Annotated in this window: 16 protein-coding genes; 11 read left to right on the top strand and 5 right to left on the bottom strand. The window is 73.7% G+C overall.

What is annotated here, in order from left to right; all coding sequences use genetic code 11:
- Positions 1 to 2: 2 nt before the first annotated feature.
- On the bottom strand, positions 3 to 3164 hold the full coding sequence (locus M446_RS09920) for a multidrug efflux RND transporter permease subunit (protein WP_012331967.1): 3162 nt from the start codon (positions 3162 to 3164) through the stop codon (positions 3 to 5).
- 3 nt (positions 3165 to 3167) lie between these two features.
- The gene (locus M446_RS09915) at positions 3168 to 4301 is read right to left on the bottom strand and encodes an efflux RND transporter periplasmic adaptor subunit (RefSeq protein ID WP_012331966.1); all 1134 of its coding nucleotides are present in this window, start codon (positions 4299 to 4301) and stop codon (positions 3168 to 3170) included.
- A gap of 347 nt (positions 4302 to 4648) precedes the next feature.
- On the opposite strand from M446_RS09915, the gene M446_RS09910 reads away from it, so the two are divergent.
- Entirely contained in the window at positions 4649 to 5668 is a 1020-nt protein-coding gene (locus M446_RS09910; RefSeq protein WP_043702204.1) for a P1 family peptidase, read from the top strand.
- On the opposite strand, the gene M446_RS09905 is transcribed toward M446_RS09910, so the two are convergent.
- Positions 5640 to 8159 (bottom strand): esterase-like activity of phytase family protein, encoded by a 2520-nt coding sequence (locus M446_RS09905; protein WP_043702201.1) that lies wholly within the window; start codon positions 8157 to 8159, stop codon positions 5640 to 5642. The two genes, M446_RS09910 and M446_RS09905, sit on opposite strands and share 29 nt — an antisense overlap.
- Positions 8160 to 8560: 401 nt before the next feature.
- Between M446_RS09905 and M446_RS09900 the strand changes: the two genes are divergently transcribed.
- The 9 genes from M446_RS09900 to M446_RS09860 all read left to right on the top strand — a co-directional run bounded on the left by M446_RS09900 (position 8561) and on the right by M446_RS09860 (position 20044).
- Positions 8561 to 10249 carry a methyl-accepting chemotaxis protein gene (locus tag M446_RS09900; RefSeq protein ID WP_012331963.1) on the top strand — a complete coding sequence of 563 codons (1689 nt, stop codon included), beginning with the start codon at positions 8561 to 8563 and terminating at the stop codon, positions 10247 to 10249.
- Between the two features lie 385 nt (positions 10250 to 10634).
- Positions 10635 to 11468: an SGNH/GDSL hydrolase family protein gene (locus M446_RS09895; RefSeq protein ID WP_012331962.1), complete on the top strand. Its 834-nt coding sequence runs from the start codon at positions 10635 to 10637 to the stop codon at positions 11466 to 11468.
- A 409-nt stretch (positions 11469 to 11877) separates the two neighbouring features.
- Positions 11878 to 13671, top strand: a complete 1794-nt coding sequence (locus tag M446_RS09890; protein ID WP_012331961.1) for a thiamine pyrophosphate-requiring protein — start codon at positions 11878 to 11880, stop codon at positions 13669 to 13671.
- A 3-nt stretch (positions 13672 to 13674) separates the two neighbouring features.
- Positions 13675 to 14769 carry an enolase C-terminal domain-like protein gene (locus tag M446_RS09885; RefSeq protein WP_012331960.1) on the top strand — a complete coding sequence of 365 codons (1095 nt, stop codon included), beginning with the start codon at positions 13675 to 13677 and terminating at the stop codon, positions 14767 to 14769.
- Positions 14759 to 15742 carry a hypothetical protein gene (locus M446_RS09880; protein ID WP_012331959.1) on the top strand — a complete coding sequence of 328 codons (984 nt, stop codon included), beginning with the start codon at positions 14759 to 14761 and terminating at the stop codon, positions 15740 to 15742. The genes M446_RS09885 and M446_RS09880 overlap by 11 nt, the downstream gene beginning before the upstream one ends.
- Entirely contained in the window at positions 15735 to 16400 is a 666-nt protein-coding gene (locus tag M446_RS09875; protein ID WP_012331958.1) for a gluconate 2-dehydrogenase subunit 3 family protein, read from the top strand. The genes M446_RS09880 and M446_RS09875 overlap by 8 nt, the downstream gene beginning before the upstream one ends.
- Before the next feature lie 7 nt (positions 16401 to 16407).
- On the top strand, positions 16408 to 18129 hold the full coding sequence (locus tag M446_RS09870) for a GMC family oxidoreductase (RefSeq protein ID WP_012331957.1): 1722 nt from the start codon (positions 16408 to 16410) through the stop codon (positions 18127 to 18129).
- Positions 18130 to 18146: 17 nt separating this feature from the next.
- Positions 18147 to 19049 carry an SMP-30/gluconolactonase/LRE family protein gene (locus M446_RS09865; protein WP_012331956.1) on the top strand — a complete coding sequence of 301 codons (903 nt, stop codon included), beginning with the start codon at positions 18147 to 18149 and terminating at the stop codon, positions 19047 to 19049.
- Complete coding sequence (locus M446_RS09860) at positions 19046 to 20044, top strand: SDR family oxidoreductase (RefSeq protein WP_012331955.1); 999 nt, start codon at positions 19046 to 19048, stop codon at positions 20042 to 20044. Before M446_RS09865 ends, M446_RS09860 begins: the two co-directional genes overlap by 4 nt.
- 178 nt (positions 20045 to 20222) lie before the next feature.
- On the opposite strand, the gene M446_RS09855 is transcribed toward M446_RS09860, so the two are convergent.
- Positions 20223 to 21989 (bottom strand): methanol/ethanol family PQQ-dependent dehydrogenase, encoded by a 1767-nt coding sequence (locus M446_RS09855; RefSeq protein WP_012331954.1) that lies wholly within the window; start codon positions 21987 to 21989, stop codon positions 20223 to 20225.
- A 63-nt stretch (positions 21990 to 22052) separates the two neighbouring features.
- Positions 22053 to 24812 carry a PAS domain-containing protein gene (locus M446_RS09850; protein ID WP_265576640.1) on the bottom strand — a complete coding sequence of 920 codons (2760 nt, stop codon included), beginning with the start codon at positions 24810 to 24812 and terminating at the stop codon, positions 22053 to 22055.
- A gap of 697 nt (positions 24813 to 25509) precedes the next feature.
- On the opposite strand from M446_RS09850, the gene M446_RS09845 reads away from it, so the two are divergent.
- Positions 25510 to 26763: a DUF2778 domain-containing protein gene (locus tag M446_RS09845; protein WP_012331952.1), complete on the top strand. Its 1254-nt coding sequence runs from the start codon at positions 25510 to 25512 to the stop codon at positions 26761 to 26763.
- Positions 26764 to 26885 lie beyond the last annotated feature (122 nt).

The raw sequence follows: 26885 nt of genomic DNA, 5'->3' as shown, positions 1-26885 counted from the left end.
CCTCACTCCGCCGCCTGCAATTCCCGCTCGCGCCGGTAGGGATCGGCAGGGTCCGCCTCGCCCTCCCCGCCCTGGGGCCTGTCCGGCCTCGATCCGGACAGGTACTGCGCGAGCGTGTCGAGGTAGACGTAGATCACCGGCGTCGTGAACAGGGTCAGCACCTGGCTCACCGCGAGCCCGCCGACCATGGCGTAGCCGAGGGGCTGGCGGATCTCCGCGCCGGTGCCGGTGCCGAACATCAGCGGGATGCCGCCGAGCAGGGCCGCCATCGTGGTCATCAGGATCGGGCGGAAGCGCAGGATCGCCGCCCGCCGGATCGCCTCCTCGGAGGAGAGGTGCTCGGCCCGCTCCGCCGCGATGGCGAAGTCGACCATCATGATCCCGTTCTTCTTCACGATGCCGATCAGCAGGATGATGCCGATGAGGGCGATCAGGCTGAAGTCGAAGCCGAAGCCGAGCAGCATCGCCAGCGCGCCCACGCCCGCCGAGGGCAGCGTCGAGAGGATCGTGAGCGGGTGGATGTAGCTCTCGTAGAGCACGCCCAGGATCAGGTAGACCACGATCAGGGCCGCCACGATGAGCAGCGGCACCGTGCTGAGCGATTGCTGGAAGGCCTGGGCCGTGCCCTGGAAGCCGCCCATCACGGTCGGCGGCACCCCGAGGTCGCGGCTCGCCTGCTCGATCGCCGCCGTCGCCTGGCCCAGCGCCACGTTCGGCGCGAGGTTGAAGCTGATCGTCACCGCCGGGAACTGGCCCTGGTGGCTGATCGAGAGCGGGCGGACCGGGTCGGTGGACCAGGAGGCGAAGGCCGCGAGCGGCACCTGCCCGCCCGTCGTCGGCGACTTCACGTAGATGCTGCGCAGCGTCTCCGGCGTGCCCTGCAGGGCCGGCAGGATCTCCAGGACCACGTGGTAGCTGTTGAGCTGCGTGAAGTACTGGGCGATCTGGCGCTGGCCGATCGCGTCGTAGAGCGTGTCGTCGATCAGCTGCGGCGTGATGCCGAAGCGGGAGGCCGCGTCGCGGTCGATCCGCAGGGTCAGCGTGGTGCCGCTGGTCTGCTGGTCGGTGGCGACGTCCCGCAGCTCCGGCAGCGTCCTCAGCTTCTCCAGGAGCCGCGGCGACCACGTGTTCAATTCGTCGAGGTCAGGGTCCTGCAGCGTGTACTCGAACTGCGTGCGCGAGGCGCGCGCGCCGGTCCGCACGTCCTGGGCGGCCTGCAGGAACACCTTCACGCCCATCAGCCGGTCGAGCTGCGGCCGCAGCCGCCGGATGATCTCGAAGGCGTCCGCCGTGCGGTGGTCGCGGGGCTTGAGCGTGATGAACATGCGCCCGGTATTGAGCGACTGCCCGTTGCCGCCGATCGCCATGGCGATGCTCGCGACGTCCGGGTCGGACTGGATCACCCGGCCGACCTCCTCCTGGCGCCGCTGCATGGCCCGGAAGGAGATGTCCTGCCCGGCCTCGGTGATGCCGGTGATGAGCCCCGTATCCTGCTGCGGGAAGAAGCCCTTCGGGATGATCATGAACAGGTGGACCGTGAGCGCCACCGTCGCCAGGAAGCTGAGCAGGGTGATGAAGCGGTGGCGCAGGGCCACGTCGAGGGCGGCCGCGTAGCCGCTCACCATCCCCTCGAAGACGCGCTCGCTGAAGCGGTAGAGCCGGCCGTGCCGCTCCTCCGCGTGCGGCCGCAGGAAGCGCGAGGCCATCATCGGCGTCAGCGACAGCGACACGAAGGCCGAGACGCCGATCGCCATCGACAGGGTGACGGCGAATTCGCGGAACAGCCGCCCGATGATGCCGCCCATCAGCAGGAGCGGGATCAGCACCGCCACGAGCGAGACCGAGATCGACACGATCGTGAAGCCGATCTCGCCCGCCCCCTTGAGGGCCGCCTCGCGGGGCTTCATCCCCTCCTCCAGGTAGCGGGCGATGTTCTCCAGCACCACGATGGCGTCGTCGACCACGAAGCCGACCGAGATGGTGAGCGCCATCAGCGAGAGGTTGTCGAGGGTGTAGCCGGCCATCCACATCAGCGCGCAGGCGCCCAGCAGCGACAGCGGCACGGTGATGCTCGGGATCACCGTCGCCCACAGGCTGCGCAGGAAGACGAAGATCACCGCCACGACGAGGCCGATCGTCAGGAGCAGGGTGAATTGCACGTCCTCGACCGCGGCGCGGATCGTCTGCGTGCGGTCGCTCAGCACCTCGACCTTGATCGCGGCCGGCAGGGCGGCGCGCAGGCGCGGCAGCTCGGCCTTGATGCGGTCGACCGTGTCGATCACGTTGGCGCCGGGCTGCTTGAAGATCACCAGGAAGACGCCGCGCTGGCCGTTGGTCCAGGCCGCCTGCTTGGCGTCCTCGGGGCCGGCCACCGCCTGCCCGATGTCGCGCACCCGCAGCGGCGCCCCGTTGCGGTAGGCGATGATGACGTTGTTCCAGTCCTTCGCCTCGGTCAGCTGGTCGTTGGCGTAGACCGTGAAGCTGCGGGTCGGCCCGTCGAAATTGCCCTTCGGGTTGTTGACCGTGGTGATCGACAGCTGGGCGCGCACGTCCTCGAGCGACAGGTCCTTGGCGACGAGCTTGGCCGGATCGACCTGGATGCGCACCGCCGGCTTCTGCTGGCCGCCGATCAGCACCTGCGCGACGCCCGAGATCTGGCTGATGCGCTGGGCGAACTGCACGTCGACGGCGTCGTCGACCTCGATCAGCGGCAGCGTGTCGGAGGTCGCCGACAGGATCAGGATCGGCGAATCGGCCGGGTTCACCTTCCGGTAGGTCGGCGGGCTCGGCAGGTTCTTGGGCAATTGCCCGCCCGCGGCGTTGATCGCCGCCTGGATGTCGTTCGCCGCCGCGTCGATGTTGCGCGACAGGTCGAACTGCACCGAGACCGACGAGACGCCGAGCGAACTCGACGACGTCATCTGGCTGACGCCGGGGATCTGGGAGAACTGGCGCTCCAGGGGCTGGGCCACCGAGGAGGCCATGGTCTCCGGGCTGGCGCCCGGCAACTGCGCCGTCACCTGGATGGTCGGGAAGTCGACCTGGGGCAGCGGCGCGACGCCGAGCAGCGGGTAGGCCACGATCCCGACGAACAGGATCCCCGCCATGATCAGTGAGGTCGCGACGGGATAGCGGATGAAATAGGCTGAGATGCCGCCCTTCATGGTTCAGGGCGCTCCGGTCGCGGGGGCCTGCGCCTGGGCCGTCCCGGTGGGCCGGCGCTCGGCCACGGGGCCGCCGTCCTGCACGCGGGACTGACCCTCCTTGACGACGCTCTGCCCCGGGGTGAGCCCCTGGCGGATGACGGTGCGGCCCTCGCTGGAATGCCCGGCCGTGATCGGCTGCACCCGCGCCTTGCCGTCCTCGCCGACCACGAAGGCGTAGAGGCCCTTCGGCCCGTGCTGCACGGCGTCCTCCGGCACGGTCACGGCCTCCTTCTCGACCCCGATGCGCATGCGCGTCGAGACCGAAAGGCCCGGCCAGAGCGCGTGGTTCCGGTTGGGGAAGCTCGCCTTCAGGCGGATCGTGCCGGTCGCCGTGTCGACTTGGTTGTTGATCACGCTCAGCGTGCCGTCCGAGAGCTTCCGCTGGCCGTCGGTGGACCACGCCTCGACCGGCACCGGGCCGGCCGCGTGGGCCTCGGCGATCTGCTGCAGCTCCTCCTCGGGCGCCGTGAAGACGACGTAGATCGGCTCGACCTGCGTGATGGTGACAATGCCGGTCTGGGTCGAGGCGTTGACGATGTTGCCGACGTCGACCTGCCGGAACCCCGTGACGCCGTCCAGGGGGGCGCGGATCGTGGCGTAGCCGAGCTGGGTCTCGGCGTTGTCGATCGCCGCCTGATCGGAGGCGACCTGGGCGGTGAGCTGGGCCACCGTCGCGCCCTGGGTCTCGGTCTGCTGGCGGGAGGCGTACTCGCCGAGCTTGGTGTAGCGCTCCAGGTCCGCCCTGGCGTTGCGCAGGTTGGCCTCGTCCTGGGTCTTCTTCGCCCGCGCCTGGTCCAGGGTCGCCTGGAAGGGACGCGGATCGACCTGGACGAGCAGGTCGCCCTTGCGCACGACCTGCCCCTCCCGGAACGCCACCTTCTGGATCTCGCCGTCCACGCGGCTGCGCACCTGGACGGTGTTGTAGGCCTGGACGGTGCCGAGCCCGCCGAGCACCACGTTGAAGGGGCCCTGCTCCACCCTCGCGAGGAGCACCGGGACCGGGGCGGGCGCCCGCGCGGCGCGCGGCGCCGGCGCGGCGGCCTGGTTGCGCTGCCACGCGTAGGCGCCGCCGCCCCCGACGAGAAGCAGGAGCATGAGGATCACGGTGCCGCGCCGCGACCGGCGCGGGGACCTGCTCGTTCCTGACGACATCGGACGGGTCGGACCCTCTCGAGAGCGCGGCGGGAGAGGCTTCGGGCTCTCCCGTCCTGGTATTGATACCGATTCCAAGGCATGCCGCATGCCGGTCTTCTACGCATCGACTGTTTCTGGTGTGTTTGCCGAGCTATGCGTGACGGGGCCGGGTGCCGCGCGGGGGACGCGACGCCCTGCCGCGCGGGCCGTGCCTGCCGCGCGGGCCGGGATGGCCAATGCGGATCGGCGGCCGCCCGTTCCGCGGCCCGCCCGTCCGGCCCACCCATCGTGACGGAGTGCCGCGCCAGATGAGGAACGATCTCACGGACATCCCGGGTCTCAGCGTCGGCCACGCGCAGGACGCGCGTGCGGCGAGCGGCGTGACCGCGATCCTGTTCGACGCGCCCGCCACGGCGGCGGTGGACATCCGCGGCGGCGGGCCCGGCACCCGCGAGACCGACCTGCTCGATCCCGAGCGGACCGTGCAGGGCATCGACGCCCTCGTCCTGTCGGGCGGCTCGGCCTTCGGCCTCGACGCGGCGGCCGGCGTGACGGCGTGGCTGGCCGAGCAGGGGCGCGGCTTCGCGGTCGGGCCGGTGCGCGTGCCGATCGTGCCCGCGGCGATCCTGTTCGACCTCCTCAACGGCGGCGACAAGGCGTGGGGCCGCCTCCCGCCCTACCGCGACCTCGGCTTCGCGGCGGCCGCGGCCGCGACCGCGGGGCCGGTGGCCCTCGGCACCGTCGGGGCGGGCTACGGCGCCACCACGGCCAACCTGAAGGGCGGGCTCGGCTCCGCCTCCTCGCGCGTCGCGGGCCTCGACGCCCGCGTGGCGGCGCTCGTCGCGGTCAACGCCTTCGGGCGCGTCACGGTCGGCGAGGGGCCGCATTTCTGGGCCGGGCCCTTCGAGGTCGGCGACGAGTTCGGCGGGCGCGGCCCGGCCCCGCGGATCCCGCCGGAGGCCCTGGCCTGGCCGCGCGCCGCGCCGCCCGGCGCCAGCACGACCCTGGCGGTGGTGGCGACCGACGCGGTCCTGAGCAAGGCGCAGGCGCGGCGCCTCGCCGTGATGGCGCAGGACGGCCTCGCCCGGGCGATCCTGCCGGCCCACACGCCCCTCGACGGAGACTTGGTCTTCGCCGTGGCGACGGGCCGCGCGCCCCTCGCCGACCCGGTCGGCGACCTCGCCCGCCTCGGCGACGCCGCCGCCCGCACCCTGGCGCGGGCGGTGGCGATCGGGGTGCGCGCCGCCACCGCCCTCCCCTTCCCGGGGGCGCTGCCGGCCTGGCGCGACCGCTTCGGCCTCAGAACTGGTAGCGCAGCCCCGCCGTGACCCCGTGGGCGATGCCGGCGCGGGTGCCGAGAGAGGCCTGGTAGTCGAGGCGCCAGCCGAGCCGCTCGGTCAGGTTGCCCTGCAGACCGATCCCGGCGCCGACGACGTCGCGCCGGGCGAAGGCGACCGGCAGCGTCGCCGCCGCGAGCGCGTGCTGCACGCTGGCGAGGCGCACGGAGGCGCTCGCCTGCTGCGGCCCGGCGGCGAGGCTGTAGGCGACGCGCAGGGAGGGGACGAAGCCGCCGCCGAAGCCGTGATAGGCGAGTTCGGCGCCGAAGCGCGCCGTGGTCTGCCGGGCGGTGAGCGCCGCGTAGGCGACGTTGTTGCCCGCCGCCCCCGTCTCGGTGAAGCCGTCGACCGTGGCCGACAGGTAGGTGATCCCCGCGAAGGGCGTCGCGCGCAGCGCCCCGACGTCGAGGGGCAGGCCGGCCTCGCCGTCGAGGGCGAAGCCGCTGCCGCCGGTCCGGCCCTCCGCGGTCAGGCCGTAGGCGGCGGGCCGGCGCAGGCCCGTGAAGTCGAGGAACGGCGCGCCGCCGAGGATGCCCTGGGCGTAGAAGCCGGGCCCGAAATAGCCCGCATAGGCCGAGGCGGTGAAGCCGGCCTGATCCTGGCGGAAGCCGCCGGGGCGGTCGAGGCGGCCGCCCCCGCCTCCGACCGCGAGGCCCGCCCGCCACGGGCCGGTGAGCGGGAGGTCGAACCCGGCCGAGCCCTGCGCGAGCGTGCGGTCGGAGGCGAGGCCGCCGTTGCGGGGCGAATCCGCGAAGACGACGTCGCCGCCGATCCAGACGCCCGACCCGGCGCCCCAGGGACCCGCCCCGGCCTCCGGGGAGCGGCTGCCCCGGCGCAGGGCCGCGAGGTGGTCCGCCGGGCCGCGCACGGCGGCGGCCGCGACGCTCAGGGCCCCGGCGCCGAGGCCCTGGAGCACCACCGGGGCGGTCCGCCTCATCACGGCCAGGGAGAGCGGATCGACGTAGGTCGGCAGCGTCAGCCGGTAGGCCAGGATCACGCTGTCGTTGTCGAGCCCCGCGTCGTAGGGCTGGCCGTTGATCTGGCCCCGGCGGGTCAGGAAGTCGTTGTCGTTGCCCACGAGCAGGAAGTAGTCGTTGGGCGCCTTCTCGCTCAGCACGGGCACGAGGCCCATCGCCTCCCACTTCTCCGAGAGGGTGGTGGGCGTCGCCGGGTTGGTCGAGAGGTTCATGCCGAAGCGGCCGAGCTGCGTCGGGTTCAGCATGTTGACGAGTTCGGTCGTGTGCACCGGCGTGATGCCGGGCGCGAGCGTGCCGCCCGGCGCGAGCGGCGCGGTGCCGTCGTAGGCGGTGCCCGCCACGTTGGTGGCGCCCGCGACGTCGACGAGCAGCACGCTCTTGTAGACGATCGGGGTGGTCGCGCCGGTGCCGAGCCCGTTCGAGTCCCGCGACAGGACCAGGAACTGCGTGTCGTTCAGGGCGAGCATCTCGCTCTGGGCGGCGGTGCGGTTCGGGGCGCCGCCATTGCCGCTCTGCTGGTAGGTGGGGAGCTGGAGCACGTATGCGCGCGCGGGCGCCGCCGGCGTCGGGTTCGCCGAGACGTCGTAGACGAGGATGCGGGTGTTCGTCCGCTGCTGCTGGCTGGGTCCGGAATCCTGCATCGTCGCGCTCTGCAGGATGGTGACGAGGCCGCGCCCGTCCGGTGTCAGCGCGACGGCCTCGAGGCCCTGGTTGTTGCGCCGGCCGGTGTCGGGCGCAGTGACGGAGTTGAAGTTCAGGGCGCCGCCGGTCACCGGCTTGAGGGCCGCCGGGATCCCGAGCACGCCCTGGAGCCGGCCGTCGCGGTCGAAGTAGTAGATGTTCGGCCCGTACTCGTCGCTGACGTAGAAGGAGCCGTCGAGCTTGCGCACCAGCCCCTCGGCGTCGAGGCTGATGCGGCCGGCGCTCGGGCCGCTCGCGGCCGAGGGCAGGACGGCGCCGAGCTGGGTCGTCGTGCCGGCGCCCGGATCGAGGCCGCTGAAGCGCTGGCCCTTGGCGTCGGTGAGCACGATCCCGCCATCCTGGGCGAGCGTGATCTGGCGCTGCGACCCGGGCGATTGCGGCAGCGCGGGCCCCGCATAGGGCGCGAAGGTCAGCGAGAAGCGGTTCAGGCGCCCGGCATAGTCGCTGAACAGGCCGCCATCCGGATTGTTGTAGCCACGGTCCGGCAGCGTGTAGAGCGTGCCCGCATAGGTGTCCCCACGGCGCCGCCACGTCTCGAGGTCGATGGCGAGCGACGAGAAGGAGCCCAGCGTGTCGCCCAGGAAGTCGCGGGTGGCGGCGGGCAGCCGGGCCGCGCCCTGCAGACCCTGGTTCACGAAAGGGATCCCGCCGACCTCGACGGAGACCGGCCCGTCCGCGGTGGCGAGGTTGGGCGTGCGCAGCTGCTGCGCCTGCGCCGCGGCACCGAGGCCGCCACCCGCCAGGAGACCGCCGGCCAGGAGACCGCCGGCCAGCGCGGCCAGCCGGAAGAATGCAGAATCCACGTCGCGCCCCCGCTTCAGCGTGGGGCCGGCTTGCGCATCTCCCATGACAGCATGCTGACGCGGCGTCATCCGGAAGGGCCGCGATCGCGCGTCTCCGTCGAGGCTTGCAGCGACGCCACACCCGCGGTGGCCGGGTGGCGCGGGTCATCCCGCCTCCTCGCTCGCGCGAGACAGCTCCTGCCGCAACGATACGGCTCTTGAGCCGGCGTATCACCGCTTCGGCTTTTAGGAGCATGTACCTATTCACCATCGCCATCCTCAAGGGAAGGCGTGGTGATTTGCATTGGTCCGACGGCGACTTTAGGACGCTTTAACCAGCCAAGCCCATCATGCCGGCGTCTCGACCGGGGCGCGGCGATTCCGCCCCGCCGGGGCAGTCCGTCTCAACGGGATCAGCCGGAATGCGTGTCCTCCTCAACCTCCGCATCGTCACGAAGCTCCTCGTCGTCTTCGCGGCTTTCATCGGCGCGGCCGGCCTGTTCTCTCTCACCGGCTGGCGCAGCCTCGCCACGATCGAGGAGGCGAATGACTGGCGCGACCACACTTACCAAGTGCTCGCGCAGGTCGAGGTGCTCACCACGGCGATGGTCAACCAGGAGACGGGCGTGCGCGGCTACCTGCTGGCCGCGGATGCGAAATTCCTGGAGCCCTACAACGCGGGCGGCCGCGCCTTCACGGAAGCCATGGCCAGGGTCCGCGCCCTCGTCTCCGACAATCCCGCCCAGCTCCAGCGCCTGGACGGCCTCGAGCGCCACGCGCAGGACTGGCGCGGCACGATCGCCGAGCGCGAGATCGCGCTGATGAGGGACGAGCAGACCCGCGCAGAGGCCCGGCAGCTGGAGATCTCGGGGGCCGGAAAGGTGCTGATGGACGCGGTGCGCGCCAAGGCCGCGGAGATCGCGCGGATCGAGCGCACCCTTCTGGAGGAGCGCTCCCGCACCGCCGCTCAGGCGGCCAGCAGCTCGCGGCAGGCCGTCATGCTCGGCATGGGAGCGATGCTGGCGGTGGCGGCCCTCGGACTGGTGCTGCTGAACTGGACCGTCTCGGCCCCGATCCGGCAGATGACGGCCGTGATGGGCGAACTCGCCAGGGGAGAGACCGGCACGGCGGTGCCGTTCCAGGAGCGTCGCGAGGAGGTCGGCGCGATGGCGGTTGCCGTGCAGGTGTTCCGGGAGAACATCATCCGGACGCGGCAGCTGGAGGAGGAGACGGCGCTGGCCCGCGCCTCCGCCGAGGAGCAGCGCAAGGCCGGCATGCGCCAGATGGCCGACAGCTTCGAGGCGGCGGTGGGCGGGATCGTCGGCACGGTCACCTCCTCGGCGACCGAGCTGCAGGCCACGTCCCAGAGCATGACCGCGACGGCGACCGAGACGGCGAGGCGGACCACGACGGTCGCGACCGCCGCCGAGGAGGCGGCCACCAACGTCAACACCGTGGCGACGGCGGCCGAGGAACTGGGCGCCTCCGTGCAGGAGATCGGCCGGCAGGCCGACGGCGCGAGCGACCTTGCCCAGCAGGCGGTGGGCGAGGCGGACCAGACCGCGGCGCTCGTGCAGGAGCTCAGCGGGGCGGTGGCGAAGATCGGCGACGTGGTTGGGCTGATCTCCAACATCGCCAGCCAGACCAACCTGCTGGCGCTGAATGCGACGATCGAGGCGGCCCGGGCGGGCGAGGCCGGACGCGGCTTCGCGGTGGTGGCCGCCGAGGTCAAGGAACTCGCCTCGCAGACCGCCCGCGCGACCGAGGAGATCTCGGGACAGATCGGCCAGATCCAGGGTGCGACCGGGCGGGCCGTCACGGCCATCGGGTCGATCACGGGGCGCATCCGCGAGATCAGCACGGTCGCCACGACGATCGCCGCCGCCGTCGAGCAGCAGGGTTCGGCCACCCAGGAGATCGTCCGCAACGTCGCCCTCGCCTCGACCGGAACCACGGACGTCACCAGCAACATCATCAGCGTGGCGCGCGCCTCGGAGGAGACCGGGGCCGCGGCCTCCCAGGTCCTGGCCTCGGCGTCCGAATTGTCGCGCCAGTCCGAGCACCTCAAGGCCGAGGTCTCGCAGTTCCTGGCGACCGTGCGGGCCGCCTGAGACGGCTCGCGGACCGCGGGGGGCGGCCGCCGGTCGCCCCTTCGGACCGGCGCCGGACGGCCGGTCCGGCCGCGAAGCTAAGCTTTATCGACAGATCTTCTACTGATTGCATACTGAATTTTCGAAGAACGGGTTGCACGCGCGATCTTCTTCGTTTATCGCAGCGCCATCGCAATACGGCGGGTCGACAACGACGTCGAACGCGGCCGGTCCAGTCGGGCCGGCCCGCGGGCCGGCGATGGCTGCGGAGCCGCAGCCCTCACAGACGGCGATAAGACCGGGGCGAGGACGGCGCGTGCGCGCGGCCTCGCCGGCCCGATCCCACTCGCCCCCATCAGGCGACACGCGGCCGACAGAGCCGCGGGGATCGAGGAAACGCCCACAGATGACGCGCGCCGGCCATCGGCCCACGCCCCACTCCGCCACCACCGCGCCCCGGCGCCGGCGGTGGATCGCCACCGGTCTCGCGCTGGTCCTCGGCCTCGCGGCCGCCGCGACCGCGCTGCCGACCGCCCGGAGCGGGCACGCCCCGGTCGCGACGGCGACGGTCGCGGCCCAGCCCCTGCCGCACCTCGCCCGGCAGCTGGCGCGGGGCGCGTCCCTGCGGATCGTCGCCTTCGGCTCCTCCTCGACGGAGGGCGTGGGCGCGAGTTCCCCGGCCGCCGCCTATCCGGCCCGCCTGGAAGCCGCGCTGCGGCAGGCCCTGCCCCATCTCGCCGAGGGCATCGCGGTGCTCAACCGCGGCGTGGGCGGCGAGCACACCGACGACATGCTGGCGCGCCTCGACCGCGACGTGCTCGCGGCGAAGCCCGACCTCGTGATCTGGCAGACCGGCAGCAACGACCCGCTGCGCGGCGTCTCCCTGGCCCATTTCCGCGCCGCGACCCTCGCGGGCCTCGCGCGGATGCGGGACGCGGGCAGCGACGTCGTGCTGATGGAGCCGCAATGGTGCCCGAAGCTCGACGCGACGCCCGGCGCCGACCGGTTCCGCGACGCGGTGCGGGCGATCGGCGCCGAACTCGGCATCCCGGTGATCCGCCGCGCGGAGCTGATGCGGGACTGGATCGCGGAGGGGAAGGCCACCCGCGAGACCCTGTTCGCCCCCGACGGCCTGCACATGGCGGATCGCGGCTACGACCTGCTCGCGCGGGCGGTCGCCCGCGACCTCCTGCACCGCGCGCGGCCCGCCCCCGCCCTGGTGGCCGCGGCCGGGGAGTGACGGCGGGGCGAGGCGGGAGTCTCGCCCGGTCGCGTTCCGCGCATCCCGATCCGCCGACTTGCCCGCGGCGGCCAGCCCGATGTGGGACGGGTCCCGTCCCGGGCGCGCCTGCGGGGCCGCGCGGGCGGGCCGGACCTCTCCCGCGCAGCGGCGAGGATCGCCGGGCGCGGCGCCACCGATCGGCGGCCCCCGGGGCGCGGGGCGCACTCCGTCCGCTGCCGTACCGCTCCCGCCCGCGCACGGCCCCGGGGCCAGGAACAGGCCCCCGCATCCCGCCCGTTGACCCCGCGCCGGAGCCGGACATTGCGGACCCGGCCGATCGCGCCGCGGCGATTCCCCCGGGGCCGCGATCCGGGCCTCTTTGCCGACGTGACTCCCCCGGGGTTCTCCGCGCGACGGATGGTGTTCCATGGCTGAGACGGTCGGTGATTTCCTGTGCCAGCGCCTCTCCGACTGGGGGGTGCGGACGATCTTCGGGTATCCCGGGGACGGCATCAACGGGCTGCTCGGGGCGATGCAGCGCGCCGACAAACCCTTCCAGTTCATCCAGGCGCGGCACGAGGAGATGGCGGCCTTCATGGCCTGCGCCTACGCCAAGTTCACGGGCGAACTCGGCGTCTGCCTCGCCACGTCGGGGCCCGGGGCGACGCATCTGATCACCGGCCTCTACGACGCCCGGCTCGACCACATGCCGGTGCTCGCCATCGCGGGCCAGCAGGCGCGCAACGCGCTCGGCGGCCACTACCAGCAGGAACTCGACCTCACCAGCGCCTTCAAGGACGTGGCCGGCGCCTTCGTGCAGCAGGCGAGCGCCCCGGCCCAGGTCCGCCACCTCGTCGACCGGGCGGTGCGCATCGCCAGGGCGAACCGGGCGGTCACGGCGATCATCCTGCCGAACGACCTGCAGGAGGCGCCCTACGAGGATCCGCCGCGCAAGCACGGCACCCTGCAATCGGGCGTGGGCTACAGCGACCCGCGCGTCCTGCCGAGGGAGGCCGACCTGAAGGAGGCCGCCGCCGTGCTGAACGCGGGCGAGAAGGTCGCGATCCTGGTCGGCGCCGGCGCGCTGCACGCCACCGACGAGGTGGTGGCGGTGGCCGAGGCGCTCCAGGCCGGCGTCGCCAAGGCCCTGCTCGGCAAGGCGGCGGTGCCGGACGACCTGCCCTGGGTCACGGGCTCGATCGGGCTCCTCGGCACCAAGCCGAGCTGGGACCTGATGATGGAGTGCGACACGCTGCTGATGATCGGCTCGGGCTTCCCCTATTCGGAGTTCCTGCCCAAGCCCGGCCAGGCCCGCGGGGTTCAGATCGACCTCAAGGCCGAGATGCTCTCCCTGCGCTACCCGATGGAGGTGCCCCTGGTGGGCGATTCCGTCGAGACCCTGCGCGCCCTGCTGCCACTGCTGCAGCGCAAGCCCGTCGGCGGCGCGTGGCGCCGAGGCATCGAGGAGGGCGTCGCCGCGTGGTGGCGGGAGGCCGGGGAGCGCGCCATGGCCGGGGCGAACCCGGTGAACCCGCAGCGCGTGACCTGGGAGCTCTCGCCGCGGCTGCCGGACCGGGCGATCATCACCTCGGATTCCGGCTCCTGCGCCAACTGGTTCGCCCGCGACCTGAAGATCCGCCGCGGCATGATGTGCTCGCTCTCGGGCGGCCTCGCCTCGATGGGCGCGGCGGTGCCCTACGCCATCGGCGCCAAGGTCGCCCATCCGGACCGCCCGGTGATCGCCCTGGTGGGCGACGGGGCCATGCAGATGAACAACATGGCCGAGCTGATCACGGTCGCCAAGTACCGCGAGCACTGGCCGAACCAGACCTTCGTCTGCTGCGTGTTCAACAACGAGGACCTGAACCAGGTGACCTGGGAGCAGCGGGTGCAGGAGGGCAACCCGAAATTCGAGACCACCCAGGTGATCCCGAACGTGCCCTATCACCGCTTCGCCGAGCTGATCGGCCTGAAGGGCCTCTACGTGGACGATCCCGAGAAGCTCGGCGCCGCCTGGGACGAGGCCCTGGCGAGCCCGATCCCGGTGGTGCTGGAGGTGAAGACCGATCCCGAGGTGCCGCCGCTGCCGCCGCACATCAGCCTGGAACAGGCCCGCAAGTTCATGGGCATGCTCTGGAAGGGCGATCCCCGCGAGAGCCACCTGCTGGCCGACACGGCCCGGCAGGTGCTCGCCAGCGTCCTGCCCGGCGACCGGGGCTGAGCCATGCGCCCCGAGGCCCCGATCGACGCCGTCACGGCCCGGGCCTACGCGGTCCCGACCGACGCGGCCGAAGCGGACGGCACCTTCGCGTGGCACCGCACCACCCTGGTGGTGGTCGAGGTCGCGGCGGGGGACCGGAGAGGCCTCGGCTACACCTACTCGGATGCGGGGAATGCCGGGCTCGTCAAGGGCACGCTCTCCCCCCTGCTGAAGGGGGGCGACCCCTTCGACGTCCCGGCGCTCACCGCGCGGCTCCGGCGCCGGGTGCGCAATCTCGGCCGCGCGGGCCTCGCCGCCACCGCCATCTCGGCCCTCGACGCGGCCCTGTGGGACCTGAAGGCCCGCCTCCTCGACCTGCCGCTCGTGCGCCTCCTCGGGGCGGCGCGGCCGGCCGTCGCGATCTACGGCAGCGGCGGCTTCACCAGCTACGGCGAGGCGCGGCTCACCGCCCAGCTCGCCGGCTTCGTCGAGCGGGACGGCTGCCGCGCCGTGAAGATGAAGATCGGCAGCGATCCCGACCGCGACCCCGACCGGATGCGCGCGGCGCGGGCGGCGATCGGCGGGGCGGCGCTGTTCATCGACGCGAACGGCGCCTTCTCGCCCCGCGCCGCCCTGGCCATGGCCGAGACGGCGGCGGGCCTCGGCGTGCGCTGGTTCGAGGAGCCGGTCTCCAGCGACGACCGCGCGGGCCTGCGCTTCGTGCGCGAGCGGGTGCCGGCCGGCATCGACGTGGCGGCCGGAGAATACGCCTACTCCCTCGACGACGTCCGGCACATGCTGGAGGCGGGCGCCGTCGACGTGCAGCAGGCGGACGCGACGCGCTGCGGCGGGGTCTCGGGCTTCCTGGCGGCGGGCGCGCTCTGCGAGGCGCACCACACCGACCTGTCGGGCCACTGCGCCCCCGCCCTCCACCTCCACCCGGCCTGCGCCGCCGCGCGGGTCCGCCACCTCGAATGGTTCCACGACCACGTCCGCATCGAGTCGATGCTGTTCGACGGGGCGCCGGTCCCGCGGGAGGGGCGGATCGCGCCGGACCTCGGCCGGCCCGGCCACGGCCTCACCTTCAAGCACCAGGACGCGGAGCGCTATGCTGTCTGAGAGCGGCCGGGGCGCGGTCGGGGCGCGGGCCGCGGCACCGGCCCCGCTCGCGATCAGGATCCACCCGCTGGCCGCGCTCGCCGCGGCGGCGGCGGGGATCGGCGTGCTGACCTGGCTCGCGGCCGGGCGCGGGCGCGGCGGCCCCGCCCGCGCGAACCGGACGACCGCGCGCGCGGCGCAGCGCCTCAACCACGCCTCGACGCTGCTCGCGACCTCGGTCCTGCTCGACAGCGGCCTGGAGCACGAGCGCGGCCAGTTCTTCAACCCCGCCATGGTGACGCCGATCCTGGTGTCGAGCGCGGTCCTGTCCTCCTCCCTGCACGGGGCGGGCGAGGCGCGCGGGCGCGCCTCCCGGACGCGCCACGCCGTGCAGGCGCTCGCGGCCGCGACGGGGTTCGTCGGGCTCGGCTTCCACGCCTACAACGTCGGCAAGCGCGAGGGCGGCTATTCCTGGGAGAACCTGTTCTACGCCGCCCCGATCGGCGCGCCCCTCGCGCTGACGCTCGCGGGCGCGCTCGGCGTGGCGGCGGAGCGCGTCCGCGCCGCCGACCCGGACGAGCCGCGCCTCCTCGGCGCCGCGGCCGGGCCCGCCCTGGCGCTCGGCACCGCGCTGGGCCTCGCCGGCACCGTCGGGGAGGCGGGGCTGCTGCATTTCCGGGGCGCCTTCCACAACCCGGCCATGCTGCTGCCGGTGAGCGTGCCGCCGCTCGCGGGCGCGCTCCTCGCCGCCTGCGCCGCCGCCCCGGGCCGGCGCCATCCCGCCGCCCGCGCCCTCGTCGGGGCGACCGCGCTCCTGGGCCTCGGCGGGGTCGGGTTCCACGCCTACGGGATCGGCCGGAACATGGGCGGCTGGCGCAACTGGAGCCAGAACCTGCTCAACGGCCCGCCCCTGCCGGCGCCGCCGGCCTTCACGGGCCTCGCGCTCGCGGGCCTCGCCGCCCTCGATCTCCTGGAGCGACCCGGCCATGGCTGACCCGCGCCGCGACCTCTATCCGGGCTACGACGTGCTCGCCAAGCGCGACGGGCCGTCCTGGAACGCCAAGACCCGGGAGGTGGTGGCGGCGCGCCTCGCCATCCGCCCGGACACGCGCCGGTTCTTCACGCCCGACGAGTGGGAGACCCTGACGGCGGTCTGCGCGCGCATCGTTCCCCAGGCGGCGGCGCGGCCGGACCGCATCCCGGTCGCCGCGCTCATCGCCGACAGCCTGGATCGGGGTGAGCGCGACGGCTACCGCCACGCGGCGATGCCCGAGGCGGGCGAGGCGTGGCGCCGCGGCCTGCGCGCCCTCGACGCGGAGGCGCTCGCCGCCCACGGTGCCCGCTTCCACGCCCTCGATCCCGCCCGGCAGGACGCGCTGCTGCGGGCGGCGGAGCGCGGGGCACTCGGCCACGAGGCCTGGGGCGGCATGCCCTGCGCCCTGTTCTTCCGCCAGCGCGCCGTCGACGATTGCGTGCGCGCCTACTACGCCCATCCCGCCGCCTGGAGCGAGATCGGCTGGGGCGGGCCGGCGAGCCCGCGCGGCTACGTGCGGATGGATTTCGACCGGCGCGACGCCTGGGAGGCGGCCGAGGCCAAGCCCGGCCGCGAGGAGGAGGCGCGGCGGGAGAACCTGCGCGTCGGGCAGGTGTGAGGCGGCGATGAGGATTCCCGGCATCGGCACCGCGGCCGACAACCCGACGCACCGCGTCCCGGACGACGATCCCGAGCAGGTTCCCCGCGCCCGGGACGGGCGGGCGCCGAACGTGATGCGGATCGGCGAGTGGGTGCCGATGCGCCAGCACCGCGACGAGGAGGAGGTCGACTTCGCCATCGTGGGCACCGGGGCCGGGGGCGGCACCCTCGCCTGCCGGCTGGCCGAGCAGGGCTTCTCCGTCGTCGCCCTCGATGCCGGACCGTACTGGCGGCCGCTGGAGGATTTCGCCTCCGACGAGAGCCACCAGTCGAAGCTCTACTGGACCGACGAGCGCCTCGTCGACGGCGACAACCCGCTGCAGATGGGCTCGAACAATTCCGGCCGGGCGGTGGGCGGCTCGACCGTCCACTTCGCCATGGTGTCGCTGCGCTTCCGGCCCGAGTGGTTCCGCTCGCGCAGCCTCCTCGGCTACGGCGCCGACTGGCCGCTCGATTGGCGCGAGATGTGGGACTATTACGGGCAGGTCGAGCAGGCGCTGAAGATCGCCGGGCCGGTGACCTATCCGTGGGGCCCCAAGCGACCCCGCTACCCGTACCGTGCCCACGAACTCAACGCGGCCGCCCGGGTGCTGGCCCGCGGCGCGGAGGCGCTCGGCATCGGCTGGGCGCCGACGCCCCTCGCCACCGTCTCGGCGCCGCGGGGCGACTCGCCGCCCTGCGTCTATCGCGGCTTCTGCACGCTCGGCTGCTCGACCAACGCCAAGCAGAGCGTGCTCGTCACCTGGCTGCCCCGCGCCCTGCGGGCCGGCGCCGAGATCCGCGACCTCGCCATGGTCGGCCGGATCGAGACGCGCAACCGCCGCGCCACCGGGCTGCACTACCACCGCGAGGGGCGCTGGCGCTTCCAGCGGGCGCGCCACGTGGTGGTGGCGGGCTACGCGATCGAGACCCCGCGCCTCCTGCTGATGTCCGCCACTCCGGACTTCCCGGACGGCCTCGCCAATTCCTCGGGGCTGGTCGGCCGCTACCTCACGGTGCAGGGCAACCAGGCGGTCTGGGGCGTGATGGAGGAGGAGGTCCGCTCCTACAAGGGCCCGCCCTCCCTGGCCCTCACCGAGCACTGGAACTACGAGGACGAGGGCAAGGACTTCTTCGGCGGCTATTGCTACATGAGCCAGGGCCCGCTGCCGAGCCTGTGGAGCCGCACGCTCGCGGGCAGCCGCGGCCTGTGGGGCGACGCGCTCATCGCCGAGATGCAGCGCTACAACCACGTCGCCGGGCTCAAAGTCGTCTCCGAATACATGCCGCAGGAGCGCAACGGCGTGACCCTGGCGGAGGAGACCGACCGCTACGGCCTGCCGATCCCGCGGATCACCTATTCGTGGTGCGACAACGACAGGGCCGTGAACCGGCACAGCCTCGCCTTCATGCGGCAGGCCCTCGCGGCGGCCGGCGCCCGCGAGATCTGGGCGCAGGAGGACGACACCTGCCACCTCAACGGGACCGCCCGGATGGGCAGCTATCCCCGCACCAGCGTCGTCGACGCCGATTGCCGCTCCTGGGACATCCCGAACCTCTGGATCTGCGACGGCTCCGTCTTCCCGACCGTGGGCGGGGTCAACCCGTCCCTGACGATCCAGGCGATCGCGCTGCGCACCGCCGACCGGATCGGGGCGCTCGCCGCCCGCGGGGACCTTTCGGCCCGCTCCCGCGCTTGGTCCGGGTGAGGGCGAGGAGGAGCGGGATGCCGGCAGCAGACGCCGCGATCGTGGTGGAGGCGGGCGCCGTGATCGGCGAGGGGCCGTACTGGTCGCCGCAGGAGCGGGTCCTCTACTGGATCGACGTGAAGGCGCCGGCCCTCTTCCGCACCGAGCCGGGCAGCGGGGCGACGCGGCGCTGGCCGCTGCCGGCGGAGATCGGCGGCTACACGCTCCTGCCGGACGGCGCGGGCGCGCTGGTGGCGCTCCGCGGCGGCCTCTTCGCCCTCGACTTCGCGAGCGGCGCCCTCGACCGCCTCGCCGCGCCGCCCTTCGACCCGCGCACGCACCGCTTCAACGAGGCCGATTGCGATCCGGCCGGGCGGCTCTGGATCGGGACGATGTTCGAGCCGCTTCCCGGCACCGAGGCGCCGCCGCGGCCGGACCACCTCTACGCCTATACGAGGGAGGAGGGACTCGTGCGCCACGCCGCGACCGCGCTCACCGCCAACGGCTTCGCCTGGAGCCCGGACGGCGGCAGGTTCTACCTCGCCGACAGCCGGGAGGGCCGCATCGACGCCCTCGCCTTCGACCCGGCGCGGGGCGCCCTCGGTCCGGGCCAGCCCTTCGCGGCGCTGCCCGCCGGTCTCGGCGTCCCGGATGGCGGCGCGGTCGACGCCGAGGGCTTCTACTGGAGCGCGATCCACGGCGGGGGCTGCCTGCACCGCTACGCGCCGGACGGCCGGCTCGACCGCGCGGTGCCGCTCCCCGTCCGCTACCCGACCATGATGGCCTTCGGCGACGAGGATCTGGGGACGCTCTACGTGACGAGCGCCCGCAAGGACGACGCGGCCCCGCAGGCGGGCGCCGTCCTGCGCCTGCGGCCCGGCCCGCGCGGCCGGCCGCGCCCCCGCTTCGGGGAGGCCCTGCCGCGGGAGTCCCGGCCATGAGCCCGCGCCGTCCCAGCGCCGTCGTGACGGGCGGCACCGCCGGGGTCGGGCGGGCGGTGGCGCTCGCCTTCGCCCGCCGGGGCTACGACGTCGCCGTGCTGGCCCGCGGCCGGCGCGGGATCGACGGCACCCTGGCGGAGCTGCGCCGGGCGGGCGCGCGGGCGCTCGGCTTCCAGGCCGACGTGGCGGATGCGGGCGCGGTGCAGCGGGCCGCCGACGCGGTCGCGGAGGCCTGGGCGGGGATCGACGTCTGGGTCAACAACGCGATGGTGACCGCCTACGCGCCGGTGCGGCGGCTGAGCCCGGACGAGTTCCGGCAGGTCACGGCCGTGACCTATCTGGGCCAGGTGCACGGCACGCTGGCGGCCCTGCGGCACATGGCACCGGCCGACCGCGGCACGATCGTCTGCATCGGCTCGGCGCTCGCCTACCGGTCGATCCCGCTCCAGGCGCCCTACTGCGCCGCCAAGGCGGCGGTGCGCGGCTTCGTCGATTCCCTGCGCTGCGAGATCCTGCACGACGGCAGCCGGGTGCGGCTCACCATGGTGCAGCTGCCGGCGGTCAACACGCCGCAATTCGACTGGGCCCGCTCGGTCCTGCCGCGCCGGCTCCAGCCGGTGCCGCCGATCTACCAGCCCGAGGCGATCGCCCGGCACGTCGTGCGGGCGGCGGAGGAGGCGCCGCGCGAGCTCTGGATCGGTCCCCCGGCCTGGCAGGCGATCCTCGGCACCCTGGTGGCGCCCGGCCTGCTCGACCGCTACCTCGCCACGGCCGCCTACGAGGGCGAGATGACGCCCGAGCCGGCGGACCCGCACCGGCCGGACAACCTGTTCGGGCCGGTCGACACGGATCCCGGGGCGCATGGCCGCTTCGACGGGCGGGCGCGGGCGAGCGTGGTCGCGGCCGCCCCGAGCACGCTGAAGGCCGGGCTGGCCCTCGGGCTCGGGCTGCTCGCCGGCGGGGCGCTGCTCGCCGCGCGGCGGCCGAGGCGGTGAGGGGCGCCGCCCCTCGTCCCAAAGCGATGAGGGGCGCCGCCCCTCGTCCCGAAGCGGTGAGGGGCGCCGCCCCTCGTCCCACATCCGAGCGATCCCTTCGGGATGGCGGATTGGGGCGTCGCTCAAGCGCCGCGCGGGATCGTGAGACGGGATCCGCTTCGACCAACCGGGTCCCGGATCACTCCGGCAGCGCGAACACCGTCAGCATCCCGCCCGGGGCCGTGTACTGCGACAGGGCCGCGTAGCCGCCCACCGCCCCCGACCCGTCCGCCGGATCGGTGAGCCCGGCGGCGAGCCCGATCCCGGCCCAGCCGCCGACCCCGGACAGCACCGCCACGTATTGCCGGCCTCCATACGCGTAGGTCGTCACGTTGCCGACGATCCCCGACCCGGTCCGGAACCGGTAGAGCTCGCGCCCCGTCCGGGCGTCGAGCGCCTTCAGGTCGCCCTCCAGGGTCCCGTAGAACACCACCCCGCCGGCCGTCGCGAGCGCCCCCGACCAGACCGAGAAGGTCTCGGGCCGCGACCACGCGATCCGCCCCGCGATCCCGTCCCAGGCGATGAAGGCCCCCGTGTGCCGGCTGCCCTCCGGCGGGTGCAGCGTCAGCGTCGCGCCCACGAAGGGCTGGCCGGCCGCGTAGGTCACCTGAAAGGGCTCGTAATCCATGCACATGTGGTTGGTCGGCACGTAGAACAGGCGCGTCCGCGGCGAGTAGGCCGCGGGCTGCTGGTTCTTGGCGCCGAGCGCGCCGGGGCAGATGCCGGTCGTGGTCTCGTCCTCGCCCTTCGTCTCGGGGGCGTAGCGCGGATCGACCTCGGGGCGGCCGTAATCGGGCGAGGCGCGATCCATCACGATCCGGCGCGCCCAGTTCACGCTCGGATCGAACTTCTCCGCCACCAGCACGTCCCCGCTCTCCCGGTCCAGGGTGTAACCGAAGCCGTTGCGGTCGAAATGGGTGAGGAGGCGGCGCGGGCGGCCGTCGACGTCCTGGTCGGTCAGGATCATCTCGTTGACGCCGTCATAGTCCCACTGGTCGTGCGGCGTCATCTGGTAGACCCAGCGCGCCGTCCCGGTCTCGACGTCGCGGGCGATGATCGCCATGGCCCAGCGGTTGGCGCCGGGGCGCTGGGCCGGGTTCCAGGTCGAGGGATTGCCGGTCCCGTAATAGACGAGGTCGAGGGCCGGGTCGTAGGAGAACCAGCCCCAGCTGCAGCCGCCCCCGATCCGCCACTGGTCCCCCTGCCAGCTGGAGAGGGAGGAATCCCGCCCGATCGGGCGGCCGAGTTCGGTCGTCCGCTCCGGGTCGACCAGCATGTCGGCGTCGGGTCCGGTCGCGTAGGCGCGCCAGAGCCGGCGCCCCGTCGCCTGGTCGTAGGCGGTGACGTGGCAGCGCGCGCCGTACTCGCCTCCCGAGAGGCCGACGATGAGCCTGTCGCGCACCGGCAGCACCGTCGCGGTGTTGGTCTCGCCGCGGGCCGGATCGCCGTTGCGCACGCTCCACACTTCGCGCCCGGATTCGAGGTCGAGGGCCACCACCCTGGTGTCGGCGAGTTGCAGGAAGAGCTTGCCGTTCGCGGCGGCCGGCCCCCGCCAGACCGTGTCGCAGCACATCACCGGGATGACGTTCGCCTCCTGGCGCGGGGCGTAGCGCCACGCGATCCGTCCGTCCCGGTCGAGGTCGAGGGCGTAGACCACGTTCGGGAACGGCGTGTGCACGATCATCAGGTGGCCGACGACCAGGGGCGCGCCCTCGTGGCCCCGCAGCACGCCGGTCGAGAAGGTCCAGGCGACCTTGAGCCGGCCGACATTCTCGGCGGTGATCTGGTCGAGCGCCGCGTAGCGGGTATTGGCGTAGTCGAGGGTCTGGAGGACCGGCGCGGCGGCGTCCCCGGCCCGGGCCGGGACCGCCGCGAGCAGCAGGGCGATGAGGACGAGGAGACGCATCGGGCACATCCTTGGCGGGGCCCCGCCCTGACCGGGCCGCCGGGCGAAAGCGTGGCGCTTCCCCTACCCGCCTCGGGAGCGCGAGGCGACGCGGCCGCCGTCGCGGGACGTGACCCGGTCGAGGATCCGCCCCAGTTCCTCGCCCGAATAGGGCTTGTGGAGCAGCTCGAACCCGTGCGCCCCCTCCTGGGCCAGGACGTGGCTGTAGCCGGAGGCGAGCACCACGGGCAGGTCCGGCAGCCGCCGGCGCAGCTCGCGGGCGAGGGCGATGCCGCCCATGCCGGGCATCACCACGTCCGAGAACACGGCGTCGAACGCCGACGCCTCCCCGCCGAGCCGGTCGAGCGCCTCCTCGGCGTTGCAGGCCCACTCGGTCGTGAAGCCGAGATCCTGCAGGATCTGGCAGGCGAAGCGCCCGACCTCGACATTGTCCTCGACGACGAGCACCCGCCGTCCCGCCCCCGAGGGCGAGGGGCCTTGCGGGTCGAGGTCCGGCCGGAGCGCCCCGTCGGGCACCTCGACCTGCGGCAGGTAGAGGGTGAAGGTGGTCCCCGTCCCCGGGGTGCTCTCGACCGCGATGTCGCCGCCGGATTGCTTGGCGAAGCCGAAGACCTGGGACAGGCCGAGCCCCGTGCCCTTGCCGACGTCCTTGGTGGTGAAGAAGGGCTCGAAGATCCGGCCGAGCAGGTCGGGCGGGATGCCGGTGCCGGTATCGGTCAGCGACACCGTCGCGAAGGGGCCGGGCGCGCCCGCGTGGCCGCGGATGGCCGGGAGGGAGCGGCCGCAGCTGACGCGCAGGGTCAGGGTCCCCTCCCCGTTCATGGCGTCGCGCGCATTCACCGCCATGTTGACGAGGGCGGTCTCGAATTGGCTCTGGTCGGTGCGCACGAAGCAGGGCCGGTCCGGCACCTCCGTGACCACGCGGATGCGCGCGCCCGTCACGGCGTCGAGCATCTCGCCGACGTTGCGCAGCCGCGCCCCGACATCGATCACTTCGAGCCGCAGCGCCTGGCGCCGCGCGAAGGCGAGGAGCTGCCCAGTGAGCTTGGCGGCGCGGTCGACCGTGTCCGACACCGCGTCGAGGTAGCGCCGCCGCCGCTCCTCCGGCAGGTCGGGCCGGCGCAGGAAATCGACGGAGGAGCGGATGATGGTGAGCAGGTTGTTGAAGTCGTGCGCCACCCCGCCGGTGAGCTGGCCCACCGCCTCGAGCTTCTGCGACTGGCGCAGCGCCTCCTCGGCCCGGCGCTGCTCGGAGACGTCGCGCCCGAACCCGTAGAGCGTGTCGTCCTCCGGCACGATGGTCCAGAGGATGCGCCGCGCCTCCCCGGACTTGGTGAGGCAGGCGATCTCGACGTCGCCGCCCTCCCCGGCGGCCCGCCGCGCCAGCTCCGCCTCCAGGGTGCCCCGCTCCGCCGGGACCACGAAGTCGAGGAGGGAGCGGCCGAGGCACTCCGCCTCGCTCCAGCCGAGCGTGCGCACCCAGGAGGGATTCACCGACTGGATCGCGCCGCCCGCCGAGGCGATCACCTTCAGCACCGGCGAGAGGGTCCAGATGCGGTCGCGGTCGCGGGCCTGGGCGGCGATCTGCGCCTCCAGGGACTGCGTGCGCGCCTCCAGCAATTCCTCGACGCGCTTGCGGTCGGTGACGTCGTGGACGAACACGTAGACGCCGTCGACCTCGCCGCCCGGCCTGCGGCGGGGCAGGTAGCGGATGTCCGCGATGCGGGTGCGCCCGTCCGGCCAGGGCCAGGTGCGCTCGATGCGCACCTCCTCGCCGGCCAGCGCCCGCTCCACGGAGGGGCGGCGGATCGCGAATTCCTGCTCGCCGATGAGGTCGCCCATGTGGCGGCCGATCACGGCGTCGCGGGAATGCCCGAACCAGGTCTCGTAGGCGGCGTTCACGAAGCGGTAGGTGAAGGACCGGTCGATCACCGCGATGAGCACCGGCATCGCGTCGGCGACGAGGCGCAGCTCCGCCTCGCTGTCGCGCAGGGCGAGTTCGCCGACGCGGCGCGGGGTGATGTCGTTGAACAGCACGGCGACGCGGTTGAGGTCCGGCTGGTCGACCCGGTAGGCATGCACGTCGTACCAGCGCCCGAGGGCCCTGGCGGCGTTCTCGACGCGGACGGGCCGGCCGGTCCGCGCCACCTCGCCGAACAGTTCGGGCCAGTAGGGCTCGTTCTCCGGGGCGAGGTCGCGCATCTTGCGCCCGACCGGGTCGGCGAGGCCGGTCTGGCCCGCGAAGGCCGGGTTCACCTCCAGGATGCGGAAATCCTCCGCCTTGCCCCCGTCGCCGAAGAGCACCTCGATCAGGCAGAACCCGGCATCGATCGAGTTGAACAGCGAGCGGTAGCGCTCCTCGCTCACCCGCAGGGCCGCGTCGGTGCGGCGCATGGCGAGCTGCGCCATCACGGTCCGGGCCAGCGCCCGCAGGATGAAGCGCTGCGGCTCGGTCAGCTCCCGCGGCACGCGGTCGAGCACGCAGAGCGTCCCGATGGCGTAGCCCTCGGGCGTGAGGAGCGGGACGCCCGCGTAGAAGCGCAGGTGCGGGGTCTCGGCCACCAGCGGGTTGGCGGCGCGGGCGGGATCACGGTCGAGGTCGGTGAGCTCCACCACGTCGGGTGCCCGCAGCACCTCGGCGCAGAACCCGAGGTCGAGCGGCATCTCCCGCCGGTCGTGCCCGACCGCCGCCTTGATCCACTGCCGCTCCGCGTCGATGAAGTTGATATGGGCCATCGGCGTGCCGCAGGCCTGGGCCGCCATCTGGGCGATGTCGTCGAACTCGGCCTCGGGCGGCGTGTCGAGGATGGCGTAGCTGCGCAGCGCCGCGAGGCGCCGCGCGTCCCTGAGGAGGAAGGGCGGGCCGTCGGATCTCTCGCCGTGTACCGTGGCGGAGTGAGTCGTGGCGGCGCGATCGATGATGGCCTCCCGGGCGTAACGACGCTTATGTAGCGCAGCCGAGCGGACGGGATACCGGCCCGCCCGGGCGATCCCGGCGCGCCGGCCCCCGGATCCGGCCGCGCGGACCCTGGCGTATCGCTCCGCTCATGTAAAATGTTAAGAGGGAAACGGTCGATCCCCGATGGTCCCGCCCCGCCTCGCCGCACCGCGGGCCCGGCCCCCAGCAACGCGGCCGGTCCGACCGGCGAAACATCCCCCTCTGCCTTCCTGTCGTGAGTGGTCGCGCGCGGCGGGGTGAGGGAGGGTTAAACGGGAGCGGCGGGGCCGGCCGGAGCCGAAGGCCGCCCGCACGGCGCGCGACGGCTGCCGTGAGTCCCCCTGCCGGCACCCGCCGCCGAAGCTTGAGCATAGCATTCGGCATCCCGCATGCCCTCTTATGGCCAAGCTTGTCCTGCAAACAGGAGCGCGATCACTCCGGGCTTGTTCGATCAATACGTCACACGTTCGCAACACTGCGAAACTCTCCTTCGATTGACCATAGTCTCGCCCCAGAAATGCCGGGACAGCTGCGCTCTCTCCTGCACCCGGAGCCCTCGGGCGTGTCAGGGGAGGCGAGCAGGTGGGCGGCGTGAAGATGGTTCTCGAGTCCGCGGCCTTTCCTTGGGCGGCGTTGCCGTCACCCGGACGCCGCTCCGGGCCCCTGGCCGCCGCCGTGATCGCGCTCGCGGGTCTCGCGGTCGCGGATGCCCGGCGCGCCGAAGCGCCCGTCCTGGCCCAGGCCTCCCCGGCCCAGGCCTCCCCGGCGCCGCCGGTGCTGGCCTCGGGGGAGCTGACCTTGGGGGAGATGACCTCGGGGGAGGCTGCCGACCCGGCGCCCGTCGCGCCGCCGCCGGAGGCTGCGCTGTCGGAGGCGGCGCTGCCGGAACCCGGAGCGGCGCTGCCGGCGCCCGCGGCCTGGGCGGCGAGGCGCGATCCGCTGCTCGCCGCACCGAACCCCGCCGCGTGGCAGACCGCCCTCCTCGATCCCCTGCTGCGCCCCAGCCCGGACAGGCCCGCCGACCCGGCCGAGGCGCCGTCCGACATCGCCGACGCGGCGGCGGAACCAACGCCCGCCCAGGAGGCGCCCGCGCAGGAGGCGGCGAGGCTCGCCGAGCCGGTGCCGCTGCCGGTGCCGCGCCCGCCGGAGCTGCGCCGGCCGCGGGACGGCCGCCTCGCAGAGCGCGCCGCGCGCCGCGCGGCCCGTCCCGCCTCGGCCCCGGCGACCCCGGCCGAGGACACCCGCAACCTGTTCGAGAAGCTGTTCGGCCTCCCGGCCAGCCCCTCCGCGGGCCCCGGCCTCGCCTACGCGGCCCTGGAGACCAGCCCCGCCCCGGCGCCGAGCCGGCGGCTCGTCGCCCCGATGCCGGGCCCCGACGCGGCGCGGGCGACGGCGATCTACGACATCAGCGCCCGCATCGTGACGCTGCCGAGCGGCGAGCGGCTGGAGGCCCATTCCGGGCTCGGCGACAAGATGGACGATCCCCGCTTCGTCCACGTGCCGATGCGCGGCGCCACCCCGCCCGGCACCTACGACCTCACCGAGCGCGAGAGCCTGTTCCACGGCGTCCGGGCGATCCGGCTGACCCCGGTCGGCGGCAACGGGGCCGTCCACGGCCGGGTCGGGCTCCTCGCCCACACCTACATGCTCGGCCCGACCGGCGCCTCGAACGGCTGCGTCTCGTTCCGCAACTACGACCGCTTCCTGCAGGCCTTCCTGCGCGGCGAGGTGCAGCGCCTCGTCGTGGTGGCGGGGCGCGGCCCGGACGGGCCGCCCGCCGCGCCCGACCGCCGCATCGGCCTGTCGGAGCGGCCTGCCACCGGCGGGGGCGCCTAAGCGGAATTGCGCCCGGCAACTCTGCTTAACTCTTGTTCCTGCATCGTTTTGGCCGCCGAACCGGTGACCATTTCGGCACCGGCCGGGCCCGGCCGGCGGAATGATGCCTAGGCCCCGCCTCG

Source organism: Methylobacterium sp. 4-46 (assembly GCF_000019365.1).
Lineage (GTDB): Bacteria > Pseudomonadota > Alphaproteobacteria > Rhizobiales > Beijerinckiaceae > Methylobacterium.
Note: the sequence above shows the minus strand (reverse complement) of the source record. Positions and strands in the feature narration are given on the sequence as shown.